The organism is Sphingomonas mollis, from assembly GCF_016427505.1.
Classification (GTDB): Bacteria; Pseudomonadota; Alphaproteobacteria; order Sphingomonadales; family Sphingomonadaceae; genus Sphingomonas; species Sphingomonas mollis.
Map to the genome: position 1 here is coordinate 1 of NZ_JAELXS010000019.1, position 19444 is coordinate 19444.

At 63.9% G+C, this 19444-nt stretch carries 20 protein-coding genes and 2 pseudogenes; 7 read left to right on the forward strand and 15 right to left on the reverse strand.

Features of this window, described 5'->3' with window-relative positions; all coding sequences use genetic code 11:
* Positions 1 to 73 precede the first annotated feature (73 nt).
* From JAO74_RS17970 to JAO74_RS18000, 8 genes are all read right to left on the reverse strand, one after another.
* Positions 74 to 610 (reverse strand): J domain-containing protein, encoded by a 537-nt coding sequence (locus tag JAO74_RS17970; RefSeq protein WP_199041528.1) that lies wholly within the window; start codon positions 608 to 610, stop codon positions 74 to 76.
* A gap of 203 nt (positions 611 to 813) precedes the next feature.
* Positions 814 to 1284 carry an amidohydrolase family protein gene (locus tag JAO74_RS19120; protein ID WP_332908850.1) on the reverse strand — a complete coding sequence of 157 codons (471 nt, stop codon included), beginning with the start codon at positions 1282 to 1284 and terminating at the stop codon, positions 814 to 816.
* Positions 1281 to 2291, reverse strand: a complete 1011-nt coding sequence (locus JAO74_RS19125; RefSeq protein WP_269845967.1) for an amidohydrolase family protein — start codon at positions 2289 to 2291, stop codon at positions 1281 to 1283. Before JAO74_RS19125 ends, JAO74_RS19120 begins: the two co-directional genes overlap by 4 nt.
* Complete coding sequence (locus tag JAO74_RS17980; protein ID WP_199041531.1) at positions 2288 to 3178, reverse strand: polysaccharide deacetylase family protein; 891 nt, start codon at positions 3176 to 3178, stop codon at positions 2288 to 2290. The genes JAO74_RS19125 and JAO74_RS17980 overlap by 4 nt, the downstream gene beginning before the upstream one ends.
* Positions 3175 to 3618 (reverse strand): GlcG/HbpS family heme-binding protein, encoded by a 444-nt coding sequence (locus tag JAO74_RS17985; RefSeq protein ID WP_233151189.1) that lies wholly within the window; start codon positions 3616 to 3618, stop codon positions 3175 to 3177. Before JAO74_RS17985 ends, JAO74_RS17980 begins: the two co-directional genes overlap by 4 nt.
* Positions 3619 to 3697: 79 nt before the next feature.
* On the reverse strand, positions 3698 to 4099 hold the full coding sequence (locus JAO74_RS18945; RefSeq protein WP_233151190.1) for an MAPEG family protein: 402 nt from the start codon (positions 4097 to 4099) through the stop codon (positions 3698 to 3700).
* Between the two features lie 2 nt (positions 4100 to 4101).
* Positions 4102 to 4491 carry a hydroxyisourate hydrolase gene (uraH, locus tag JAO74_RS17995; RefSeq protein WP_199041550.1) on the reverse strand — a complete coding sequence of 130 codons (390 nt, stop codon included), beginning with the start codon at positions 4489 to 4491 and terminating at the stop codon, positions 4102 to 4104.
* Positions 4488 to 5717, reverse strand: coding sequence for an amidohydrolase (locus JAO74_RS18000; RefSeq protein WP_199041553.1), 1230 nt, complete (start codon positions 5715 to 5717; stop codon positions 4488 to 4490). The genes uraH and JAO74_RS18000 overlap by 4 nt, the downstream gene beginning before the upstream one ends.
* A 97-nt stretch (positions 5718 to 5814) precedes the next feature.
* Here JAO74_RS18000 and JAO74_RS18005 point away from each other — a divergent pair, with 97 nt between their 5' ends.
* The 4 genes from JAO74_RS18005 (at position 5815) to JAO74_RS18955 (ending at position 9751) form a co-directional block, all read left to right on the forward strand.
* Entirely contained in the window at positions 5815 to 6669 is an 855-nt protein-coding gene (locus JAO74_RS18005; protein WP_199041555.1) for a LysR family transcriptional regulator, read from the forward strand.
* Between the two features lie 387 nt (positions 6670 to 7056).
* Positions 7057 to 8565, forward strand: a complete 1509-nt coding sequence (locus JAO74_RS18010; RefSeq protein WP_199041558.1) for a family 43 glycosylhydrolase — start codon at positions 7057 to 7059, stop codon at positions 8563 to 8565.
* A 652-nt stretch (positions 8566 to 9217) separates the two neighbouring features.
* Positions 9218 to 9517 (forward strand): hypothetical protein, encoded by a 300-nt coding sequence (locus JAO74_RS18950; protein WP_233151191.1) that lies wholly within the window; start codon positions 9218 to 9220, stop codon positions 9515 to 9517.
* A gap of 3 nt (positions 9518 to 9520) precedes the next feature.
* On the forward strand, positions 9521 to 9751 hold the full coding sequence (locus JAO74_RS18955) for a GNAT family N-acetyltransferase (RefSeq protein WP_332908852.1): 231 nt from the start codon (positions 9521 to 9523) through the stop codon (positions 9749 to 9751).
* A gap of 442 nt (positions 9752 to 10193) precedes the next feature.
* Here JAO74_RS18955 and JAO74_RS18020 read toward each other — a convergent pair whose 3' ends face one another.
* From JAO74_RS18020 to JAO74_RS18960, 6 genes and pseudogenes are all read right to left on the reverse strand, one after another.
* Positions 10194 to 11120 carry a PI-PLC domain-containing protein gene (locus tag JAO74_RS18020; protein WP_199041561.1) on the reverse strand — a complete coding sequence of 309 codons (927 nt, stop codon included), beginning with the start codon at positions 11118 to 11120 and terminating at the stop codon, positions 10194 to 10196.
* A 16-nt stretch (positions 11121 to 11136) separates the two neighbouring features.
* Positions 11137 to 11355, reverse strand: coding sequence for a hypothetical protein (locus JAO74_RS18025; protein WP_199041564.1), 219 nt, complete (start codon positions 11353 to 11355; stop codon positions 11137 to 11139).
* A gap of 31 nt (positions 11356 to 11386) precedes the next feature.
* Positions 11387 to 11935, reverse strand: a complete 549-nt coding sequence (locus JAO74_RS18030) for a hypothetical protein (RefSeq protein ID WP_199041567.1) — start codon at positions 11933 to 11935, stop codon at positions 11387 to 11389.
* Positions 11936 to 11978: 43 nt separating this feature from the next.
* Positions 11979 to 13121 (reverse strand): hypothetical protein, encoded by a 1143-nt coding sequence (locus JAO74_RS18035; protein ID WP_199041570.1) that lies wholly within the window; start codon positions 13119 to 13121, stop codon positions 11979 to 11981.
* Positions 13103 to 14938 (reverse strand): TonB-dependent receptor domain-containing protein, encoded by a 1836-nt coding sequence (locus JAO74_RS18040; RefSeq protein ID WP_233151192.1) that lies wholly within the window; start codon positions 14936 to 14938, stop codon positions 13103 to 13105. Before JAO74_RS18040 ends, JAO74_RS18035 begins: the two co-directional genes overlap by 19 nt.
* 398 nt (positions 14939 to 15336) lie before the next feature.
* A pseudogene (locus tag JAO74_RS18960) lies at positions 15337 to 15861 on the reverse strand (TonB-dependent receptor plug domain-containing protein); the annotation flags it as partial.
* 201 nt (positions 15862 to 16062) lie between these two features.
* Here JAO74_RS18960 and JAO74_RS19200 point away from each other — a divergent pair.
* Positions 16063 to 17100: an ROK family protein gene (locus JAO74_RS19200; protein ID WP_332908851.1), complete on the forward strand. Its 1038-nt coding sequence runs from the start codon at positions 16063 to 16065 to the stop codon at positions 17098 to 17100.
* A 634-nt stretch (positions 17101 to 17734) separates the two neighbouring features.
* Here JAO74_RS19200 and JAO74_RS19320 read toward each other — a convergent pair.
* Positions 17735 to 18382 (reverse strand): annotated as a pseudogene (locus tag JAO74_RS19320) (MFS transporter); the annotation flags it as partial.
* A gap of 138 nt (positions 18383 to 18520) precedes the next feature.
* Here JAO74_RS19320 and JAO74_RS18055 point away from each other — a divergent pair.
* On the forward strand, positions 18521 to 18889 hold the full coding sequence (locus tag JAO74_RS18055; protein WP_233151194.1) for an IS66 family insertion sequence element accessory protein TnpB: 369 nt from the start codon (positions 18521 to 18523) through the stop codon (positions 18887 to 18889).
* Positions 18890 to 18977: 88 nt separating this feature from the next.
* Positions 18978 to 19313: an IS66 family insertion sequence element accessory protein TnpB gene (gene tnpB, locus JAO74_RS18060; RefSeq protein WP_199041592.1), complete on the forward strand. Its 336-nt coding sequence runs from the start codon at positions 18978 to 18980 to the stop codon at positions 19311 to 19313.
* Positions 19314 to 19444 lie beyond the last annotated feature (131 nt).

The window sequence follows — 19444 nt, forward strand, 5'->3', positions numbered from 1 at the left end:
AGAGGACGGGGCCTTCCGGGCATGCCTGCTTGTTACACTCGACGATTGATCATGCGGAATTTGTCCACGCCGCCTAGCAAGCAGGCTGTCCAAGTCCGAGCTTTGTGCCCGATGATCTGCGGACGGCTTCTGCGGGAGGCTCAGGCACGGGATGAGCGGCGACGCTACGTCGAGCCGCAGATGCCAATCCGGATTCCTCGTGATACAAAACCAGGATTGTAGCGATCGGCGCGGCGGTGAGGATCAGCAGGAAAAGGCCCATCAGCCATTCGTTGGTCTCTAGCGGCTGCGAGAAGCTACCGCTGGGCTGCATCGACGGGCTAAGTCGCATCGGGCGCCTGCCGGCTTTCCTGGGGTGAACCGGGCGGTCCGCGGTCGCTCGGTGGGCCGACGGCCTGATGTGCGAGCGATCATAGGCGGCGCGTGCTTCCTTCTTTCCCAAAACGGCATACGCCTCGTTGATCTCTTTCGCGCGAGCGGAAACATCCACACCATGATTGGCATCGGGGTGATATTGACGGAGGAGCGCTTTCCACGCGGCGTGGATAGTGTCGCGACTTGCCGTCGAGCGCACCCCTAAAACGGAATAATAGTCGGGTGAGAGAGCCATCCAGCCGTAACTTGCGGCTGAAAAGCGCAAAAGGAAAGTCCGCCTTAGCGCGTGATCTTATCCAGGCCTTCTCGGTGATCCAAAGGGCGGGCTCTAGGCGCCAACAGTCAGATGGCTACCATTCCTATCCGCAACTTCGTGCTTTCGACGACACCACGCCGCCCCCCGGCGTTGACCCAATCCCGGCTATTCAGAGTGTTATGCTAACGCCGCCGTATCTGGTCCGCTGTGTTCCATCCTGCAACCTTCGCACGAGTCGAGGAAAGCATGGCATCGAGCGCGGCGCGGTCATACATCCGCCCTCGCAGTACGACGGTCTGGATTTGCCTCGTGGCGGAGATCGACCGTAACGGGTTCCCGTCGAGAAGCACCAAGTCCGCGGCCTTACCTGGCGCGATTGCTCCATAGCGATCCAATTCGCCGAACCACGCAGGACCGGCGCGCGTCGCCGATGCCAACGCCTGCGCCGGCGTTAGGCCGTACTTGACGTACAGCGCCAACTCGTCGTGGAGACCGACGCCGGGATAGTCGAAGCTATTGAGAAAGCCGGCATCGGTGCCGGCCATGATCGTCACCCCGGCCCTGCGCAGCATCGGCAAGATCGCGGCGACGCGATCGAAGCGGGCATGGCGCCGGTCGATCTCAGCCGGCGTTGCACCGGCGGCGCGCTTCACGCGCCAGTCGTAGGTTCTGCGCAGACCGGGCCCGATATAGGCGAGATTCGGTCGCCCTCGTGGCTCTTCTCGTCGAGATGGGCGGTAATCTCGCTAATGTTGAGCGTCGGCGTGACGAAGACGTTGCTGGCCGCCAGGCGACGGTACGCCCTCATCGCCGTCGCTGGATCGAAGCCGACGTCGATCCTGCGATTAGCCTCGGTCCTGTCGATGCGTCCCGCGGCGAAGTCGGCGGCGATCGCCGCCTCGTCCTTGACGCCCGCCTTGCACGCATAGTCGAGATGCTCGATCGAACTGATGCCGGCGTCGACAGCCTGGCCGACTGTGAGCTGCATTGGAATGTGGCCGGACACGCGCAGGTCGGCGGCACGGGCACGGGAGACCGCATACAGAAAGAGCTGCGGATCCAGCGTACTGTCGGTGATCTTAACGAAGTCGACGCCGACCCGCTTCTCGTGCGCAATGGCGGCGTCGATATCGGCCTTCGTGCCGACCTCGATCGTACCCTTCCAGATCGGCTTCAGGCCCTCCAGCTTGGCGCCCGAGGTCAGCAGCCGGGGACCGAACAGGGTGCCGCGCGCGATCGCGTCGCGCCACGCCAGCACCTGTTCCGGCAGGTCGCCAGAGCAGTCGCGGATCGTGGTGATGCCGTTTGCGACGTAGAGCGGGAGCAGGGCCTCATTCTCCTGGACGAGATCGGGCCCTCCACCGAAGTGAACGTGCATGTCCCACAGACCCGGGATGAGGTAGCGGCCTCTGCCCTCGACGACCTTCGCTGTCTGCCAGCGCCGGGCGATCGCGGCATCGGCACCGACGGCGACGATGGTTCCGTCGCGCCATGCCACGGCCTGATCGGCCTTGGCACGCCCACGTTCAACGTCGACCACCGTAACGTGCCGGACGATCCCGTCGGCGAGGTCGGACGCCGCAATCGGAGCAGCCGTGACTGTGCCGATGGCCGTGATCATGATGACGCCCGTGCAGCAAGTCCGCTTGACGATCCTCATGCTCCAGCACCTCTTGTTGCAGCGACATAGTCCGCGATCGCACCGGCCGTCGTCCACCAGATACGACGATCATTCGCTTCACGCAGGCGCATTAGCACCCGTTCGAGATGCAGCGCCCGATGGGGCTGTCCCATGATGTAGGGATGGAGCGCGATCCCCAACACGGACGGGCGACGATCGCTTTCGCTAAGCAGCTGCTCGACCGTGTCCTCGATCATGCCGGCGAAGGTCGCCGCCTCCTGATGGCGGGCGATGATCGCCGGGATGTCGTTGACCTCCTGCGAGTAGGGGATCGAGAGGATCCCCCTGCCACTGCGCGTATTCAGCCGGGTTGGCTGATCATCGTTCGCCCAATCGAGCACATAGTCAAAGCCGGCCTCCTCCAGCAGGTCCGGTGTCCGGCGGCTCTCCGATATCCACGGGCCGAGCCAACCCCGAGGACGGACGCCGATTGCCGCGAACTCGTCGAGGGTTCGCGCGATCATAGCGCGATCTTCGTCCTCGCTCTGCTCGCCCTGCGCCTGCGCGTTGGTACGACCGTGCGCGGCGATCTCATCGCCTCGATCGCGGCAGGCTTGGGCGAGCCCCGGACAGTGCGTGATGATGGCGCTGTTGACCAGCGCCGTCGTCGCGAGTTCGAGCCGGTCGAACAACTCCATGAATCGCCACGCACCGACTCGATTGCCATAATCGCGCCACGCGAAGTTCATGACGTCCGGTTTGGTCTTGGCGGGGGCCAAGGTGGCGCCCATGCCGTCGCCGAAGGCGAACACCTCGTGGTTGACCCCGAGATAGATTGCCAGACGACGATCCCCGGGCCATGAATAGTCGTCACGTCCCACGATCGGCAGATAGTCATAGCGCCCATGGTGCGGCAGCTCGCTCATCGTGGCGCGTCTCCCGATCCGAGAACCTGTGCGATCGCCTGCGTCGCGCAGCGCTCATCGTTGGCCGCGCCACCCGATCCGGCGACGCCGATGCCGCCGATCACATCGCCGCCCACGGTCAGCGGCATCCCGCCGCCAAGAAGCAGCAGCTCCGGCACCGTCACGAGGTTACGGGAGGTCGTGTCGGTCGACGCCCGCTGCGCCAGCACGGCCGTGCTCGACTTGGTCGACAGTGCCGTGAACGCCTTGCGCTGCGCCGCGATCGTGTTGTGCGGGCCGACGTCGTCACCCCGCTGGAGCGCGACGAGGTTGCCGCCACGGTCGACGACGGCGACCACCGCCTCCCGGCCGATGGCGCGGCAAGAGGCGATCGCCGCGCCTGCCAGCTTTTCGGCCATTGCGAGCGATACTGTCCTGCGTTCCAGCGGTACCGCCGACATGGGAGCGCTCGCAGCTATCGGCAGGAGGGAGAGGATGCTCAGCATGGTGACGTGACTTTCTGGGAGCAGTGGCGGTCGATCACGCGAGGCCTGCCGCGATCAGCGTGGCCCAGCCGACGAGAAACGCGAGGACCAGCCACGTCAGGATCGCGCCGCCCGCCCGGGGCAGGTTAGAACGGCGCAGGTCCATCCCCATTGGGTGCGCGATCCGCGCGATCACGAACAACGACGCCGTCGTGGCCAGGACCACACCGCCGCCTCGCGCAAGCTCGATCAGAGCCAGCAGCACCAGTACGAACGGCGCATACTCGACGAGATTGGCATGGGCCCGTATCCGCCCGGCGAGCAGATCGTCGCCGCCGTCGCCGATCAGCACCTCGTCCCGCAACTGCATGCGGACGATCCGCTGGGCGAGCCACACGTTGATGGCGCCCAGCGCGGCGGCGGAGGCCAGCGTGATGGGAAGCGTGACGGGGGCCATGCTCAGTTTCCTCGATAGGTCGAATAACCGAAGGGGCTGACGACCACCGGTACATGATAGTGACCCGCCTTGTCCGCGACGCGGAACGTCAGCGTGATCTCGGGGAAGAACGGTGACGCCGATGCGTCGGGATAGCCCGACATGTCGAACTGAAGCCGGTAGATGCCTGTATCGAACGAGTTGGCGTTTCCGAAGACGCGAACGCGACCGTCGCCGTCCGTGGTGGCCGACGCGACCGTCCGCCAGTTCCCGTCGGCGCTGCGCTTCGAGAGCGTCACGGGCACGCCCTTGCCGCCAACGCCCCGCGCGAGATCGAGGACGTGGGTCGAGATGTCGGCCGCCATGGCGGGCGTGGCGATGGACAATGCAAGGGCGAGCGCGATGGTCTTCATGGGCGATGTCCTGACGTGTCGAAGAAGGAGAGAGTGGTTTGCAATCGGGATGCGGGCGCCGCGACGATCTCACCACGCTGAACGAGGCGTCGCTCGCGGGGTGGCGCGGCGACGGCGGCTGAGGCATTGTCCGCATCGACGATGACGAAGGTCGCATCGTCACCGGGCTCCATGCCATAACGCTCGAGGCCGAGCACGGCCGCGGCATCCGTCGTCGCCATGGCGAGCGCGATTGCGAGATCGTCGTCGGTGAAGAAGCCCGACCTGTAGCCGATCATCATCGCGCGGCCGAGCATGTCGGCATCGCCGTAGGGCCACCAGGCGTCGCGGATGTTGTCGTTGCCGGCGAACACCCGCACGCCTGCCTCGCGCAGCAGCCTGACCGGCGGGAAGGCTCGGGCGCCAGGGGCGTTGGTCATGATGGCGACACCCGCCTCCGCCAGAACATCGGCGGTGCGACGCGCCACGTTGTGGTCGACGTCGCCCAGCGCATAGGCGTGGCTGACCACGACCTTTCCCTGCATCGACGTACCGGCGGCGCGGGACGCGATGCGACGGAGTTGCTCGATCCCCTGCGGTCCGGGTTCGTGAAGATGGATGTCGATGCCAACGCCGTGTCGCTCGGCCGTGCCGAAGACGACGTCAAGGTGAGCGTCGGCGTCGCCATCGAACGCCGAGGGGTCGAGACCGCCCACCACGTTGGCCCCTTCCCGGATTGCGGCATCCATAAGATCGGCGGTGCCGGGCGAGGCGAGAATGCCGGCTTGAGGGAACGCGACGAGCTCGACGTCCACCCGGCCGCGCCACGGCTCGCAGGCGGCCATGACGGCGTGGAAGTGGTCGAGACCCAGCGAGGCGTTAATGTCGACGTGGCTGCGCATCGCGACGGTGCCGAGGCGATGCGCCTGCGCAAGCAGGGCATCCGCTCGTGCTCGCACCGGCAATGCCTCCGCCAGCAGCCGCTTCTCGATGGCCAATCGCTCGGGAAGGCTGTCCGCGGGGTGATGGGGACGCCAGACATCGCCCACGAAGCTCTTGTCGAGATGGATATGCCCCTCGACGAGGGCGGGGAGCGCCAGCAGGCCGCCCAGCTCGATGATCTCGGCATCGTCGCCAAGTTCGCCGGGGTCAACGAAACGACCCTCAAGGACCGCCAGATCCCGCGTCCTGCCGTCTCTGCATCGCACGTTGCGAAAAAGGCGTCGGGCAGGAGCAGGAGCAAACACGGGGAACCTCGAGATCGTGGAAACCCTAGATGACTGTCGCTGCACGTATTTGCGAATGATATATCTCGATGAACATCATCCAGAATCGGAATGTTAGATGCTCGATCCTAGGCTGCTCCGCACGTTTGTCGCGATCGCCGACACTGCGAGCTTCACGCGTGCCGCGAAGCGGCTCAATTCCACCCAGTCGACCGTCAGCCAGCATCTCGGCCGTCTGGAGGCTGGGCTGGGTCAATCGCTGATCGACCGATCGTCACGACCGATCGCGACGACAGCGTCGGGCGAGCGCCTGCTCGGCTATGCTCGCAGGCTGCTGTCGCTGCAGGACGAGGCGCAGGCCCTGCTGGCCGACCCTTGGGGCACGAGCACGATCCGCATCGGCGTACCTGACGATGTCGTGACATCGGCGATGAGCCAGTGCTTCGCGCGGTTCGCCGCGCGACATCGTGAGATCCGACTAGACGTCACGACCGGCCTCAGCCGTGATTTGAAGAGGCGGTTCCGTGCCGGGGAATTTGACATCGCCATCGTCAAGGAGGCGGTGACAGACGGTGACGCCCGGGCCAGTTTTCCCGAGCCGCTGGCCTGGTTCGGACCGGCCGGGAGCGAAGTACTGCGAGACCCCGTCCCGCTCGTAACGTTCCCGCCGGGTGGGTTGTATCGTGACGTAATGATCGCCCGCATGGAGCGCGAACGTCGCCGATGGTACATCGCCTTTACCGGCAGCAGCCTCGGCAGCGTCCTGTCGGCAGTCGAGGCGGGGCTCGGGGTCGCGGTGTTGCCGGTCAGCACAACTGGAGCGCACGCCGTCAGCGTCAGCACGATGTTCGGACCCGAGGCGGCGCTATCGCTCTCGATCTACGCCTGGGAGGCAAGCGGCGCGACCGGCGACCTCCTGCACGACATGATGAACGTGACGGCCGTGCGATCGAACAATCAAGGTTACGTCTGATGAGGCAGCTGCCGGATCAGAATCTGAGGTCACTAGGACTCAGAAGCGGCAGTCTGATGCGCCTTATCGCCTTCCCAACTTTCGACATTCCTTTATCGCTCTGCGATCGCGCTGAAGGCCGATAGACCGGCGAAATTACAACGTAGCCAACACTACCAAGGCGGGACATAAACCGGCAGGTTTGCAAAAAAGGTCGCAGCTGCGCTATCTGCTTGTTCGTCCGGCAAAAAAGTTTTCTCATGCCTGTTTCTCTGAGGACTGTAGATTAGATCGCAACCATCACATCAATGGGTTCAGGCTCTGGTTGGAGCCCGATCTAAACCCCTATTTTGCTTAGCCTGAATGCCACGTATCAGTTATTACTCCGACAAACCGTCCGGAGGATCGATGCCGCTCCTGCTCCCGCTCGTCGCTCTTGCCCTCACCGCCCCCCTGCCGGCACAGGCGCAGGGCACGATCCGCAACGACCGTTTCTGGACCGACACCGGCGGCATGCCCATCTATTCGCAGGGTGGCGGCATATTAAAGGTTGCCGATCGCTATTATTGGTACGGCGTGAGATATGAAGAAGCGGTCACCTATGCCCGTAACCCGACCGCGCACCACCCCAACCCGCATTTCGCTGCCGTCACCGTTTATTCCTCGACCGACCTTGTGACGTGGCGTTACGAAGGCGACGCACTCAAAGCCGGCGATCCGGGTCAACGCTTCCCGCGCGACGCATGGTTCGGACGGCTGGGCGTCGCCTATCACGCTGCCACCCGCCGCTACGTCCTCGTTAGCCAGTACAGCGGCAAAGACACCGGCCCCGGTGTCGTCTTCGCGACCAGCGCATCCCCCACCGGCCCGTTCATCTTCGCCCGCCACCAGGCAGTCATCACCAACGTCTCGACACCCACCTCAGGCGACCAGACGCTGTTCGTCGACGACGACGGCAAACCCTATTTGGTGTTCGGCAGCGGCGGCAGTCGCCGCGACCTTTATGTTGCGCCGCTCCGCCCCGACTATCTCGGCGTCGAACCCGCCACCCGTATCTACACCGCGCCTGGCGCAGGCCGCGAAGGCAATGCGATGTTCAAATATCGCGGCATCTATTATTTCTGTTCGTCCGACCTCCATGGCTGGAACGCCTCCCGCAGCTATTGCATGCAAGCCGACCGGATCACCGGCTCCTATTCGCCCGACCGTCTGCTGGAGGGGACGGCAGAGGATTTCTCGCATGTATCGCAGAACGGCTTCTTCGTGCCCGTCCATGGCAGCGAGGGCACGACGATCGTCTATGCCGGCGACCGGTGGAGCGATTTCGCCGGCAATGGTCTCGGCTATAACGTCTGGGTCCCGCTGTCGTTCGATGGCCGCACCCCGTGTTTTCATTCCTTGAGCGAATGGACCCTCGACGCGAAACGCGGCACTTGGGGCGTCGGCGCGAACAATAACTACGCTCGCAACCCGAGTTTTGAGGCTGACCGGGTGCACCAGACCCAGCTCGCCGGCTGGCAAGTCAGCTGGACCAGCATCAAGGACGTCAGCCCGATCGTGAACGCGCCCGGTGGCCACACCGGCCGCTGGGCGCTGACGCTGCCACACGCCACCCCGAGCATGGCCACCGCGACGCAGGACATCGTGCTCCCCAACGGCGACTATCGCCTGTCGCTCTGGATAAGAAGCAGCGGCGGCCAGAAGGTCGTGCGCGTCTTCGCGATCGGCCACGGCGGCGTAGAAGTGGCGCAGACCCTCAACGGCGGCAGCGAAGACTGGCGTGAGATGACGCTCCCAACCATCCCGATCCGCACCGGCCGCGTCCAGATTGGCGTGTATAGCGAGGGCCAAAATAACCAATGGCTCCGCATCGACGATGTGCGGCTGACCGCAACTCCCTATAGTGGTCCGCAGTGATGATCAGTCAGACATATAAGGCCTAACCCGGGCAGTCGCGATCGCTCTTGCGCTATGCAATGTCAGACGTTTGTTCATATCAACAGCACGGTCTTACATGTGATTTTCCATCACGGGCATCGAACGGTAAATACAAAATTTCACTGCTTTAAGATAGTTGAGTTGTAACGATTACGGCTTTATTTTCTTTCAGTCAGATCATCGTCGGCATGCGGTAAGATTGATCGGCCACCGGAGACGTAAGGCGAGCCGTTCGATAGACGCCGATCATCGACAGCCGTTTCGACTTAGTTTCGCCAATTGCTGTAGCAATCTTAACCCGCAAAATTATTTGTAAGCCAGTCGTAAGATGAGGGTCATCAGGGTTGCGATTGAGCGCGTCAGTCAAAACCATCGCTACGCAAGCCAGCGACACCGGTGCCTGCTGATCTTGGACTATTGGTCAATACGGAGAACGCTCGATGTTTGTTGCTGATTGTCTAGCGAGCTGGACAAAGACGATCAGCAACCGGGGCGCTTTGAAATCCCGACGAAAGTCGTCGACCAATGTGGCAAAACGGTGCCGTCATTCGCCAGTGGCCCCGGCCGTCTCGACTACCGTTCTCAATCATGAAAGGTCGTGTTCGGCCAAGCAGCAGGCTAGGCGTGGACGATGATCGCAACCAGTGAACCGCCGTCGATCCTCACAGAGCATGATGCAGGTGACGTTGCTGACTTATACGCCCGGTGCACCGACTACTTCATGTTACAGGACGGGGAGCCGGCGACGCTGGCGGATGCGATCGATCTGTTTCGCGATGTGCCCGATGAAAAGAGTTCGACCGATCAAATCCTTATGGGTTGGCGGGATGAAAACGGCCTGATAGCCGTCGGCGTCATCCTGCGTGATTATCCAAGCGATCGTGTCTGGTATCTCGGCTTCATGATCGTTGATTCCGCCGCCAGAGGGTAAGGCATCGGCCAAGCGATTTATGACACGATCGAGCAATGGGCAGCGGCTCACGGAGCACAGGAAATAAGGCTTGCTGTCCTTGAGACGAACGAGGCGGCGGAGAGATTCTGGCGGTCACTGGGCTATAGAGAGCTTCGGCGTGTCGGTCCCGACACATTCAAGTCGCGGAGCCATCATCGCGTCGAGCTATGCCGGCTCTTGGACAACAATCTAACAGCTTCCCCCGACCAGTAGCGTCACCATTCCCGTTCCCCAATCTTAAATGCGAAGCCCCAGCCGCCTCGATTACCGTTCCTAATAGGGAAGCTGACGCCGCTCGCTCATCGGTTCCAGGTTGGTCTAGCCGTGCCCGCCACGGGTTGATCAGATTCGGATTTACGTCATATTGCTACGCCCGCTCGGACAGCGTTTGCTCACCTCTCACCGCAGGAAACGCCACCTTGGCCATGAACGCCGAGGATCGGGCGGGGTGTCGCGGTATTGCGGCGGCCATGGGTCGAACTGGATTCATTACCGAGTAGTCGACACTCACCTGGACGGCGGGCATCACCAGCAAGTTTTCGCCGCAAAAGCGCTTGCAGTGAGGGGCATTAAGTATGATGTTCCGAGCGACGATTACGGAACGGCGCGATATTGGTGAGGCGGAGGTAAGCCAATTGCTATCTCCGCCCCGGCGTCAATAATATAGTTTGGCCTCGTCGGCTCGTGCACCCATCTGGCGAGCGGCCGACATCGCCGCGTTTGCGATATCGCTGATGGTCACGGCGTTATAGCTGACCATGTAGTGAAGCACCTCCCGGTCATCGCGTTCGTCAATGCCAAAATATCCCGATCGATCATGATTATCCGTCAGAAGCTGGCAGCAATGGCCATCGACATAATAATAGCCGGTGCCGGGCTGTGAAGGCGCGGCATAATGTTCGGTGTAGGGGGAATATCCGCCCTGCGGAATATGGGTCAGAGCCATGTAGAAATTGATCTGGCTGAGCGGACCTTCGACCTTGGTGTCGAACGCGTTGCCAGATCGTGGGCCGGTAAACATCTTGTTGCGGACCTCGAAATAGACGATGCCCGCGGTTTTGGCGAAATCGTTGACATAAGCGGCGACCCGCTCGGACGGAGAACTCCGCTCGAAGTGGTAGTGGTCAACGATTTGGTCGAGGCTGCCTGTTCCGATCACAGGGACGAAATTTATACCATGCGTCTCCGACAGGACCGTGCCGGGCGAGACCAACATGCTATTGAACTTGAGGATGGCGCGGTCCTGCAGTCCAAGGCGCCGGACCATCGCGGCGGTCTTCGCAATCGCCGGCCTTGTCTTGATGTCGAACATGTAGACCAGGTTACGATAACCCACGTCCACCTGATGCATCATCGTATCCAGCGGTTGAAACGCATGCCCGGTAACGTGTCCCAATGGGTCGCGGAGTTTCAGGCTGCGAAGCGTTGCATCGTGCAGGTTGTGTATCGCAGGATTGTTGCGCTCGTTGGTCGCAGAGCGGGTATAGGGATTGAAAAGCTGGCTGTTGGCACTGAAGTTCGTCGTACGGCCGATGTTGGTATCGTGAATCGGCCAGAGCGTTCCATCCGCCGATTCCCGCAAATCGATCTCGACCGCTTCAATCCCCCTCGCGAGTTGTAGCGTTCATCGCGCACGTGGAGTTTTCGGGGCAGTCCTGGTAAAACCGGCCGCGATGTTCGACGATGATCCGCAAGCGTTGGTTATTGACCTTCATCGCCTGGATGACCTTGGCCGGCGAATAGTTTTTGGCGACCGCCGGGGCTGCAATACTCAGCGATAAAAATGCGAATGCGGACGTTATCCTGCGTGCAAACATAGTGCTGTCCTTCGGTTCCGGGGGGAATTTGTTATTTGCGCTGTACGTACTCGGTGAAACTTATGGTGCCGGCGTCATCGGCATCAATGTTGATGGCCTGCATCGGCGCGATGCCGGCGCGTTCGTAGGCGGCGTGCAAGCGTCCCCTCACCAGTTGATCGACAACCCGCTGCCGATCGGCAGGCGAAGTCGTCGCGACCGTGCCCTTCACCAAACACAGCGTGTCGGCGCAGCGGATTTCGCCGGGCGCTATGCCGCTGTCACGAAGCTGGTCACCAAGGGTGGCCTCGGTTTTCGCCGACCAGACGGGGTCACGCGGACGATGATCGAGCGCTTCGGACCGTTCGTTGACCGTCAGATTCGCCATATCGAGAGAGCCGGTCGGGCTCGACGGGGACGTGCCATTCGACGCGCGATCAGATGTTTCGGCGAATGCGCGCCCGACGCGTGACGAAACGACCCGGATCGACGATCCGCCAGCTTCTTGCGCATGACGGTCGCGATGGGTCGCCCACCACACCATCGCCAGCATGATCGCGAGCCCGATCGCGAGCCCGTACAGGATCCTGCGGTCGGCCATTGCGGAAATCCCGGCGGGGCGCGGGCGCGGGCGAGAAAGTCCGTCACCGGTCGGCCCCGATACCCGTGTGCGGCTGTGCGACCGACGGGGCGGACGAGGGCGCGGCCGTGGGGGACAGCAGCAGCCCGGTCGCGGGTGCGTAGCGAAACGTTTCGACGATGGCACCGGTGGTGACGGTCAGGATACCGGCGTTCAGATCGTCCCGCACGGTGATCCGCTGCTCGCGGTTGTTCGGGCAAGCAACGATGGCACCGTCGGCAAAGCCGGTGCCCGATGCGGGTCGGATCGTGCAGGCGCGTCCGTCGCCAGCCGCGATTTCCAGCCACCCGTGGTCGGTAATGCGATGGCTGTAGGCGGTCGATCCGTCCGGCGCGATCGTGGCGAACGTCTCACCGCGTCCGAACCGGCGGTCGGGCATGCCGAGCCCCTTCACGCCGACCGCATTGTACGACAGCAACCCGGCCGGATCGAGATAATAATGTCCGATCTGCGTACCTGTGTCGCCGGGCCAGCGCAGATGCATGTGAATGTGCGGCGGAGCATCGACATGGCCGTGCGGCGCGTTGGTATCGAACCCCATGACCTGGATGGTCCCCCATCCCCTTCGCAGCGCCTCTTCGCCCAGCCCCAATGTTCGTACGACTTCCCGCTGCGCGAATTCGAGGACGTCGGCCGCGCGCCGTTCGCGATCGGGGAACGCGCCCGTGGCGTAGGCACCGGCGCGGCGTACAGGATCGGCATGTTCGAAGCGAAGGACCATGCCGGGCTCGACGATATGCGTCGCCACCTCGGCAGCGGTGATGGCGTCGTGCGCGAGCGGCGGCAGTGGCACGACGATCCGCCCGCCATCATGTCGAACCGCGAGGTCCCCGGCTTCCAGCCGGACCTGGCTGATGGCGCCGGGCTGGCCGTCGAAGGCCAGCTCGATCGTGCGCATGCGCGGAACCCGAAGCGCGATCACGGTCTCACGCGGGTTGTCGGCAGCGAACAAGGGCTCGTCGAGCACGCGGCATGCGGGGCACGAGGCGGGATCGAAACGGATCGGGGGTGTGCGGGCACCATCGCGCTTCACGAATTTCAGGACGACGCGGACATCGCCCTCCGCCGACGCCGCTGAGGCGACGACGGGGAGACATGCCAGCGCGATTGCAGCTGCGATGCGACAGTTCACCAGTTCGGCTTCCATGACAGGCCCAGCCAGAAAGTCCGGCCGACCGGAAAGAAGTAGTTGAGGTAATCCCTGCCCGTCCCCTGCCGGACGATGAAGGGCTCCTTGGTCAGGTTCTGTACCTGCCCGACCAGTTCCAGCCCCTCACGCATCGCGAACCGGGCCTGCACGTCGACCTGCTGGCGCGGCTGCTGGTAGAGATCGCGCGTGGGCGTGTCGCCATCCGCCGATTGCAGCGCCCGCCCAATGCGGTTGTACGACGCGCGCAGTTCGACTGGCCCCGTTGCGTAGAAGACCGTCACATTGGCGATATAGTCCGGCTGCTGGATCAGCCCGCTGGTCTTGCGTGTCGCCGGCAGCCCCGATGCGATGCCGGCCGTGCTGACCGGCTGGCGATACGATCCGTCGAGCAGGGTGAAATTGGCGTTGAAGCCCAATCCCGGCAGCGCCGCGATCCGGTCCATGGTATAACCGACCTCCAGCCCCTTCACCTTCGCGCCTGCGGCGTTGCGGGGCGTGCTGATGAACACGGTCTGGTAGATAACGCCCTGGAACGTCGTCGCCGGCCCCTGCTGGCTGCTGGTGAAGATCTCGTTCTGGATGTCCTTCGCGAACGCCGCGACCGAGATCATGCCGGCGGGCATGTAATATTCGTAGGAGAGGTCGTAATTCCACGCCTCGCGCGGTTTCAGGTCGGGATTGCCGGTGCTGACCGTCAACGTGCCGTCGGTGCCGATCCCGAACGAGGTCCGTGCGGCGTACTGGCTGTAATCCGGGCGGCCGATCGTCTTCGATACGCCCGCGCGCAGCCGCATGCCGTCGCCCAGCTGCCAGGTGGCGAGCGCGGAGGGCAGCCAATAGTCGTAGTCGGTCGTCCGCCGCACAGCCTCGTACGCGGTCGATCCCCGAACGGTCGGCGCCCGGTTAGTGTCGACGACCAACTTCGTCGCATCGTAGCGCACGCCTGCCTGCACGTCGAAACGATCGGCGCGGAACAGCGCCTGCGCATAGGCGGCCTTCGTCGTTTCCAGATCGCGGAAATCGTCCGCCGCGTTATTGGCGATCTGGTTGGATGTGGTGAAGGCGCCGCGGTTCGCTTCGAACCGCTGCCATGCCGCCGCCCGGTCGATCAGCAAATACGGCACGGCGGGCGTCAGATAGGCGGACGCCTGCTTGTCGTGGAGGATGCCGCGCAGCGTTCCGATCGTCGCCAGTCCCGCAGCATTGGCGGAGACATATTCGGTATAGCGCTGGTCGTACGACAGATCGGTCCGGATCACCGCCGCGCCGACATTGGCGCCGAAACCGCGGTCGTCCGCGGTTGCGTTGATGCCCAGGTTGACCCTGGCGAAATCGACGGTGGAATCGAGATCGCGGTTGATGCTGCGATAGTAGAGCGCGCGATAGCTGTCGGGATTGCCGGCCGCAGCGGTGTCGTGAGCGTCAGCCGCGGACGCCCGTCGGCGATCGTGTAGCCATAGCCGAACGCCGGAAGGAATCCGGCCTGCGCCGTGCCGGGGCGCGGACTGGTGTCGTATTTGATCATCTCGCGCAGCTCGCGATACTCGGCCTTCGATCGCGCCAGCGTCGTGTCGAGCACCACGCCATTGCCGAAATCGTGCCGCCCCCTGGCGTCGATCAGCCAGGTGTCGCGCGTGACCGGCTGATAGGTCAGCCCCTGTTGCAGATCGCCCTGCGCGAACGCCCCGCTGGTCGTGGTGACGGCGGTCGGCGCACCGGTCGGCAGCGTCAGGATTTCGTACCGGGTCTCGGTATCCTTGTCGTGATAATAGCCGCCGAACAGCGACAATTCGGTCGCATCGTCGGGCCGCCATTCCAGCTTCAGGTTCCCGCTCAGGCGGGTGCGCATGTTTTCGAAGAAGTAATCCTGGTTGCGCACCGGCACCAGCGAACCGGTCGACAGGTTCGGGAACGGCGTGCGTGCGCCCGACGCGGTGAAGTAGAACCAGCCCGCGCCGCTGCTGTCGCCGGGCAGCTCGGCACGCGCGGTCGACGGCAGGCGCTGATATTCGACCGAAGCGACGACACCGAAATCGCGGTCCGCGCCGAAGCGCGTCGCCGCCGTAGCATCCGCACGGATCGACGGGCCGCCGTCGCGGATCAGCTTGCCGGCGGTGTCGTTATAGCCGCCGTTCGCGTTGACGACGAAGAATCGGCCGCTGCGTCCGTCGAACGCGCTTTTCGACACGATGTTGATCTGTCCGCCGAGCGCATGCGGATCATATTGCGCGGTGACGCTCTTGATCGCCTCGATCCGCGAGACCAGAGACGAGGGCAACATGTCGAGCCGGGCACCACGGAACACCCAGTCGGGCGAGGCGAGCGGAATGCCGTCGATCGTCACCAGATTGTACCTGGGGTCGAGGCCGCGGATCGTCGCGCGCTGATAGATGTCGCGATTCTTGGTGGCATCCGCACCGCCGACCACCGACACGCCGGTGATCCGCCGGCTCGCCTCGACGATGTTGAGATCGGGCAATCGGCCGACATCGTCCTGCGACACGGCGTCGAGGATGACGGCGGATTCCCGCTTCGCTTTCGTCGCCGAACGCTGCGATGCGCGGAAGCCGGTCACGACGATATCGGCGCCGTCCGTTTCCCCCGCGTCCTGGCCGACCGTCTTGGCCACCCCCTGCGCCGGTGCGGGAGGAACCTGGCCCTCGGCAGGCAATATGCAGGCCAGCGAGGTTCCGATCAACAATCCGCCACGCAAGCACACTCGATACACAGACGACATCACTATTCCCCCTTGATGGGCACCTTATATATCATTCAGTGTGATACTTATTTGACAGATTGGGGGGTGCCGGGCATTTTCATCGACGGCACAGCGCAAGTGGTTCTGAGAGAAAGGATTTAAATGGCGACGGACAGGCTATCGCCGCGTAGCAGGGCGGTTCTCGCCGCGGTTCGGCGTCATGGAAGCGTGTCGCGATCGATGCTGATCCGCGAGACCGGCCTGTCCGGCACAGCGGTGTTCCGCGCGACCGAGGAACTGGAAGCGGCGGGACTGGTACGTGGCGGCGAGACCATCGCATCGGGCCGCGGACAGCCCAGCACGACGATCCACATCCAGCCCGACGCGGCCTTCAGCCTGGGCGTATCGGTGATGACGGATCGTGCCGACGTCGTCCTGGTCGATCTGGCGGGCACGGTGCGCGGACGTCGTGACATCACCCTGCCCGGCATGCCGCGCGCGCCGATGCTGGATGCGGCCGTCGCCTTCGGCCTTGAACAGATGGCCGCGGCCGGCGTCGACCGGCGGCGGTTGCGGGGCCTGGGCGTGGCGGTCGCCGGCTATTTCGTCGCGCCGTTCACGGTCAATCCCGGCCACGAACTGGACGATTGGGCGCTTGTCGATCTGCACGAGGTGATCGGGCGGCAGCTCGGGCTACCCGTGGTGGTCGAGAACATCGCCAACGCCGCGGCCCTGGGCGAGCGCATGCTGGGCATCGGCGCCGCCTATGAAAGCCTCTGCTACGTCAATGTCGCGGCGGGCTTCGGCGCGGGGATCATCGTGGACGGCACGCTGATGAGGGGGCGGCATGGCAATGCCGGCGAGATCGCCGGGTTGTTTCCGAGCAGCGGACGGGTGACGCCCAATCTGGTGACGCTGCTCGACCGGCTGAGCGAGCATGGGGTAGCATGCTCCGGCATCTCCGACATGATCGCGCGCTTCGATCTCCGTTGGCCCGGGATCGAGGAGTGGCTGGCGGAGCATCGGCCGTCCTTCTCCTACCTGTTCAGCACGTTGCGCATGACGCTGGATTGCGAGGCGCTGATCCTGGGGGGCCGGCTGCCGCGCGTGCTGGCACGGCGGATCGTCGACGCTATCGATTGGCCGGAGCGCCACTGGCCGGTTCGCCGCGAGCATCGCGCACCGCCGACGAGCCTCGAAGTCGCGACACTGGATCCGGAACTTGCCGGCCCGCTCGGCGCCGCCTCGCTGGTGTTCCATCGGACCCTCTTCGACTGACGACGAGGGCCAGCGCGAGCGCAAGGCATACGCCTGCGATGACGACGAGCGCGCCCGCCATGGCCAGCGACGGGCCGGAAAACGGGTCGCGCATTGCAATCCGATAGGGTGCCGCCGATAACGCGTGGCCCGCCAACAGCATGGCGGCCGCCTGCGATGCCTTCGACACGCAGGTGAAGGTCCCCACGTAACGCGTGGCGCCGCCTTGCGCCGCCCGCGCCATCATCGCCGTCCAAAGCATCAGCCACAGTCCGCCCGAACCCATGCCGAACGCCGATCCGGTAACAACCATGCCGACCGGCGATGACCGAAAAGCACTCGTCAGCACCACGGCGGATGCCAGCAGCAGGAGCGAGGCCGCAACCAGCACGGCGGGCTCCGACCAGCGTCGGCGACCATAGGCCCAGACCGGCTGACTGACAGCCCCGCCGATCGAGGCCCAGAGCAGCAACCCCACGCCATCCCCGGCAAAAGCCGCGTAATAGGGCTCGATCAGCCGGAACAAGGCGCTGGCTGCGATCATGACCGCCAGTGCACAGAGGACGGGGGCAAAAGGCAGGTCGGGAGCAGTCCGCGCAGGTCCTGCGTGTTCGGATGGACGTACGCCATCCGGCACCTGCGCCAGCCACCATGCGGAGCCGCACACGAACGCCGACAGGCCGCCCGCCCACACCAACCAGCCGACGACGGAGGCGCCCCGGATGAGCATCGGCGCCGCGATCACGCTGACCGCGATGGCCGCGATACCGGACGCGACGTTGCGCCGGGCCAGCAATGTGCACCGTGCATGATCCGACAGCGGCAGCAACGCCGCAATCGCGTTTTGAGGAACGTCCAGCAGCGGATAGGTGGCGCGAAACGCGAGCAGGGTCGCCAGCGCCCATGCCGGGCGTGCGCCGATCGTAACCATCGGCGTCGCACAGAACAGCAGGAAGAACGCGCACGTCAGCGTCGTCCCGCCCGCCTGACGACGGCGGGCGACAGCCTCATGCGTTACCGTGTCGCGCAGCCATCCCCCCAATCCCAGATCGACCAGACCGTTGAGCAGCAGCGACGTTGCCATGATCCAGCCCATCGATCGCGCGTCGATGCCGCACGCCTCGGTCAGAAAGAACCCGAACAGCAGGGTACTCGCGTGCCACAATTGGCTCTTGGCGTGATGCGCGATCAGATAGGCCGGGACGACGGTCCGCAACCCTCCCAGCGATCGTTCGGGCCGGTAGCCGATGACGTTCCCCTGTGGACGAACCGGAGCGGCAATACGCTCTTGTTCACCTGCCACCCTATCCCAGAAGCATGATGCTTTTGTGTAAGGGCGCAGGTCCAGCCGATTGCTGTCCTGTAAGCGTCCGTAGCCGTTAATGTCCGAACCTGTGGTGGTCCCCTTCCGGAGTCCAGCAGGAAGTCAGGAGATTGGCGGATGGAGGTTATCACCCGGCGGAGCGCCGGCGGACCGACAGCGAAGACGGAGAAGGCGGCGGTGGTTGCCGAGGCGCCAGCGCCGGGTGTGACAGTAAGCGAGGTTTCGCCGCGGCCCGGCATTGCGGAGAGCCTCATCCACAGCTGGCGTTTGGCACAGCGGAAGGCGGTGAGCATTGCCAACGAGCTCGTGCAGCAGTTCATACCGTATGGCGGGGTGACGGACGCTGCCGCCGCAGACCCCGTTATGGCGCTGACGCCGGTGCCGATCACACCCGCGCCGGCGCCGGCCAAGCCGTCGTCACCTGCCAAAGCGACGGACGCCCCGGTCGCACGCACCCGGGGGCGCGGCCCGGCGGCATCGACATAGACCTGCCAGCCGGTGTTGGGCTGTCGGTCGACAGCTACGACAACGAGAAAGCGCGCTCCAGCGTGCTGCGGGCACTAGGGCATGCGTCGTGATAGCGCTGGCATCCGGCACCAAGGTGTATCTCGCCTTCAAGCCGGTGAGCAAGCAGAAGGGCTTCGACGGGCTGACCGCGCTTGCAAGTCAGGTGCGCGGCGCCGCCCCATATTCCGGGCAATTGTTCCCGTTCCGGTGCAAACACTGTGATCATCTCAAGGCGCTCTACTGGGACGGTTCGGGCATGTGCCTGTTCGCCAAGCGGCTCCGAAAAGGGTTGGTTCGTATGACTTCCGCTGGTCGGCGGCGGCATCGCACTCATCGCCGCGCAGCTGGCGTTGCTCATCGCGGGCATCGACTGGGCGGCACACCGTGGCACAGGCTTCGGTGAGCGCGCTGCCCCTCGTCTGAACGGCACCTTTTCCGTCCTTTTCGTTTGGCCTGAGCCTGGCCAAGAGCAGGATGGGCCATGTCGCTGGCGCAATCGACGACACCAAACCACAATCTGCGATCGACATGTTA